5 protein-coding genes are annotated in these 4462 nt (G+C 75.7%); 2 read left to right on the forward strand and 3 right to left on the reverse strand.

The window, feature by feature from the left end; all coding sequences use genetic code 11:
• From NH602_RS28415 to NH602_RS28425, 3 genes are all read right to left on the reverse strand, one after another.
• On the reverse strand, positions 1–949 hold a 949-nt coding region (locus tag NH602_RS28415), incomplete at its 3' end, for an HRDC domain-containing protein (RefSeq protein WP_253069412.1).
• A gap of 86 nt (positions 950–1035) precedes the next feature.
• A complete protein-coding gene (locus NH602_RS28420; RefSeq protein WP_033199956.1) occupies positions 1036–1689 on the reverse strand; it encodes a response regulator transcription factor in 654 nt (217 codons plus the stop codon).
• 325 nt (positions 1690–2014) lie between these two features.
• On the reverse strand, positions 2015–2635 hold the full coding sequence (locus tag NH602_RS28425) for a DUF3000 domain-containing protein (protein WP_179760319.1): 621 nt from the start codon (positions 2633–2635) through the stop codon (positions 2015–2017).
• A 95-nt stretch (positions 2636–2730) separates the two neighbouring features.
• Here NH602_RS28425 and hemE point away from each other — a divergent pair, with 95 nt between their 5' ends.
• Both hemE and hemG read left to right on the forward strand, forming a co-directional pair.
• Entirely contained in the window at positions 2731–3825 is a 1095-nt protein-coding gene (gene hemE, locus NH602_RS28430; protein WP_251786105.1) for a uroporphyrinogen decarboxylase, read from the forward strand.
• The coding region (gene hemG, locus NH602_RS28435; protein WP_253069411.1) for a protoporphyrinogen oxidase at positions 3822–4462 on the forward strand (641 nt) is incomplete at its 3' end. The genes hemE and hemG, both read left to right, overlap by 4 nt.

The raw sequence follows: 4462 nt of genomic DNA on the forward strand, positions 1-4462 counted from the left end.
GGTCGCGGTCGGCCCAGCGCGACGCCGGCGGCGGGCCGTCGGTGGTGGCGGCGCCGCGCGGCAGCTCGGCCTCGGGGAGGTCGGCGGCCCGGCGCAGCGCGTCGAACCAGTACCGGGCCAGCCTGCGCTGGGAGCGACCGCGGAACACCGGCAGCTCGGCCAGTGCCTGCGGGGAGTCGGGGTTGCGCACCGCGGCGTCGACGATCGCGGCGTCGGGCAGGACCCGGCCGGGGGCGATGTCGCGATCGGCGGCGAGGGAGTCACGCGCCTGCCACAGCTCCCGGACCGCGGCGAGCGGGCGGGGGCGGCGGACCTTGTGGATGCCGGAGGTGCGCCGCCAGGGCTCCGCGCGCGGCGGGGGTGGCGGGGCGGTGCGGACCGCCTCGAACTCCTGGCGGGCCCAGTCGAGCTTGCCCTGCTCGTCGAGCATCCGGGTCAGGACGGTGCGCAGGTCGACGAGCACCTCGACGTCGAGTGCGGCGTAGACCAGCCAGTCCTCGGGGAGCGGGCGACGCGACCAGTCGGCGGCGCCGTGCCCCTTCTCCAGGCCGAGGCCGAGCAGGTTCTCCACCATCGGGCCGAGCCCGACCCGGGGCAGCCCGGCCAGCCGGCCGGCGAGCTCGGTGTCGAACAGCGACGCCGGGCGCAGGTCCAGCTCGGCCAGGCACGGGAGGTCCTGGGAGGCCGCGTGGAGCACCCACTCCGGGCCGTCGAGGGCCTCGGCGAGCGGGCCCAGCTCGCCGCGCAGCGGGATCGGGTCCACCAGCGCGGACCCGGCCCCGGCACGCCGTAGCTGCACCAGGTAGGCGCGCTGGGAGTACCGGAAGCCGGAGGCACGCTCCGCGTCGACGGCGACCGGGCCGCTGCCGCCGGCGATCGCCGCGGCCACGCGGGCGAGGTCGTCGGCGGTCGCGGTGACCGGGGGGAGGCCGTCGGCGGGACGGAGCAGCGGTACCGGATCGGGTGAACCGTCCGGAGTCGCCGAGACCGGCGGCCGGGTCGTGTCCGTACCGCCGGCGGCGCCGGTCCCGGGAGTCAGCGAATGACCCCCGCGCGCATGGCGAGCGCGACCATCTGGGCGCGGTCGCCGGTGCCGAGCTTGCGGCCGATCCGGGAGAGGTGGCTCTTCACCGTGAGGGCGGAGAGGTTCAGGGCCTCACCGATCTCCTTGTTGGACTGGCCGTCCGCGACGAGCTGCAGCACCTCGACCTCGCGGGCCGAGAGCTCCCGCGGGGTGTTGTCGGTGCCCGGCACGCGGGACCCGGTGGCGAGCAGCGGGGCGACCGTCGGGTCGGCGTAGACGCCGCCGTCGAGGACCCGCTTGACGCCGTCGGTCACGACCGAGGGCGACGCCGACTTGAGCAGGTAGGCCTGCGCGCCGGCCTGGAACGCCGAGCGGACCGCGTACGGGTCGTCGGAGGAGGCGAGCACGACCAGTCGGTTCCAGCCGAGCGAGCGGAGCTCGCTGACCAGGTCCAGCCCGCTGCCGTCCGGCAGGGTCAGGTCGAGGATCGCGAGGTCGCAGGGACCCGCGGCGTGGGCGCGAGCCCGCGCCTCGGTGACCGAGGCGGCCTCGTGCACGGTGCCCGCTCCCATGGAGCGCAGCCGTCCGGCGATCGCCTCGCGGAGCAGCGGGTGGTCGTCCACGACGAGAACCGTGAACAGCTCCTCCCGCGGCTGCGGGACGATCCCCGGCGAGAGCACTGCTCCACCGATCGGAGCGCCACCTGGGGTGGTGCTGCCGGAGCTCTGCGCCGGCACTTGCTGGCCAAGTACAGCCACGTCGTCAACCTTCCTGGAGTCGGTCGTACGCCCCCGACCAACACCGGAACCCGAGGGACGGAGAGTGGCGCTCGGCCGCCCGGGCGGGTGCCATGGAAGAGATGGTATCCCTCCATGCGGCCTAACGTCTGGTGTGCATTCGTCTTTCCGGCCTGGAAAGTTACATGCATGTGGGCGCGGTCCCACCCCTCCGGGTGAAAGATTTCCGACGCGTGCCGTTGACCTGCGACGTTCAGCCGGGTGATCGGCTCAACGGCACTGCGCCGACCGGCGGCAGACCCGCAGCGGTCGACACCAGGGACGCGAACGCGACGGCGTGTCGGGACAGATCGCCGTCGCTCTCCGTGGGCGACCAGGAGGCGCGCAGCTCGACGTCGTCCTCCCGCGGCGGCCCCTCGCCGGGGCCGCCACCGCCGCCGCTGAGCCCGCCGAAGCGGACCGACGAGGTCTGGGTGACGGTCCCGCCGAGCGCGGTGAACCCGGCGCCGGCGTGCTCGAGCGCGTCGGTCAGCCAGGACCAGCCGATCCGCGGCAGCATGTCGTCGCCGAGCTGGCCGGGCTCCAGCCGGGCCTGCACGAAGCAGACCAGCCGGAAGGTGCCCTCCCAGCGTTCCTGGCCGTCGGGGTCGTGGAGCAGGATCAACCGGCCGGAGGTGTCCGGCTCGTCGAGGTCGTCGGTCCCGTCGCCGCGGTGCCCGATGTCGGCCTCGACGCTGGTCGCCCAGCTGTACGGCGCGAGCCGGGGCGGGGCCTCGAGCGGCCGCACCACGAGCTCGGGGCGCGGTCGGACCGACGCGAGCGAGCGGACCGCGCTGCGGAACGCTGCTGGTGGTGGTGAGTTCGGGTCCGGCACGGCGTCGGACTCTAGGGTGCGATACCCGTCGTACCTGGCAGGCGCGCCGGGGCGCCCGAGCACCGGCCCGGTCCGCGTGGGATCATCCGGAGGTCATGACTGCAGGCATCGTCTCCGCGCCCCCCGCCCGCCGCGACCTCGCGGGAGCACCGTTCCTCGACGCAGCGCGCGGTGCGACGCCGTCGCGGCTGCCGGTCTGGTTCATGCGCCAGGCGGGTCGCTCGCTGCCGGAGTACCGGGCCCTGCGCCGGGACAACGCGATGCTCGAGGCGTGTCTCACCCCGGACCTGACCTGCGAGATCACCCTGCAGCCGGTCCGCCGCCACGACATGGACGCGGCCATCCTGTTCTCCGACATCGTGGTGCCGCTGTACCTGGCGGGCATCGGGGTGGACATCGTGCCGGGCACCGGCCCCGTCGTGGACTCACCGGTCCGCACCGCCGCCGACGTCGCGGCACTGCCCGAGCTGGCGCCCGAGCAGGTGGCGCGCGTCACCGAGGCGATCGGCCTGCTGCTGCCCGAGCTGGGCCGCGTCCCGCTGATCGGATTCGCGGGCGCCCCGTTCACCCTCGCCTCCTACCTCATCGAGGGCGGCCCGAGCCGCAACCACGAGCGGACCAAGTCCCTCATGCGCTCGGCCCCCGACGTGTGGCACGCCCTGCTCGGCAAGCTCGCCGTGCTCACCGGCACGTTCCTGCAGCAGCAGGTCGCCGCCGGGGTGGACGCGGTCCAGCTGTTCGACTCCTGGGCGGGCGCGCTGTCCGAGCGCGACTACCGCGAGTTCGTGCTGCCGCACTCCGCCGCCGTGCTCGGCGCGCTCGCCGGGGCCGGCGTGCCGCGGATCCACTTCGGGGTCGGCACCGCCGAGCTCCTGGGTGCGATGACCGACGCCGGCGCCGACGTGATCGGCGTCGACTGGCGGACCCCGCTCGACGTCGCGGCCCGCCGGGCCGGTGGCGCGGTGCCCGTGCAGGGCAACCTGGACCCGGCGGTGCTGTTCGCCGGTCAGGAGGCCGTCGATGCCGAGGTCGTGCGGATCGCCGCCGAGGGGGCCCGCACCCGCGGGCACGTGTTCAACCTGGGCCACGGTGTCCTGCCCCCCACCGACCCGGACGCGATCACCCGGACCGTCGAGACGGTGCACGCCCAGCCCGTGGCCGGGCCGACGGGCGACCGTCCGTCGCGATGACCCGCGTCGCCGTCGTCGGCGGCGGTGTCTCCGGTCTGGCCTGCGCGCACCGGCTGCGCACGCTGCTCGGCCCGGCCGCCGAGATCGTGGTGCTCGAGCAGCGTGACCGGCTCGGCGGCGTGCTGCGCACGGTCGATCTCGCGGGGGCGCCCTTCGACGTCGGCGCCGAGGCCTTCCTCGCCCGTCGTCCCGAGGTCCCCGCGCTGCTCACCGAGATCGGGCTGGCCGACGCGCTCACCCACCCCACCGCGGCGACGGCGACGATCCGCGCGGGCGGGCGGACCGTCGGCCTGCCCCGCGGCACCCTGATGGGCGTGCCCGGCCGCGACGCCGACCTCGGGGGAGTGCTGTCCGACGCCGGACGGGCCGCGGTCGCCGCCGAGCCGAGCACGCCGCTGGACTGGGACCCGGGCACCGACGTCGCGCTCGGGGCGCTGCTGCGCCGCCGGTTCGGTCCCGAGGTCGTCGACCGGATCGCCGACCCGCTCCTGGGCGGTGTCTACGCCGGGCGGGTCGACCGGCTCGGCCTGCGCGCCACCGTCCCGGCGCTGGCCGCCGCGCTCGACGCCGGGGCCGGGTCGCTCACCGAGGCGGCCAGTACCGGGATGGCCGCGTCCGGCCAGCGCAGCGGCACCCT

Origin of the sequence: Pseudonocardia sp. McavD-2-B, from assembly GCF_024124365.1 — a bacterium.
Taxonomy (GTDB): domain Bacteria; phylum Actinomycetota; class Actinomycetes; order Mycobacteriales; family Pseudonocardiaceae; genus Pseudonocardia; species Pseudonocardia alni.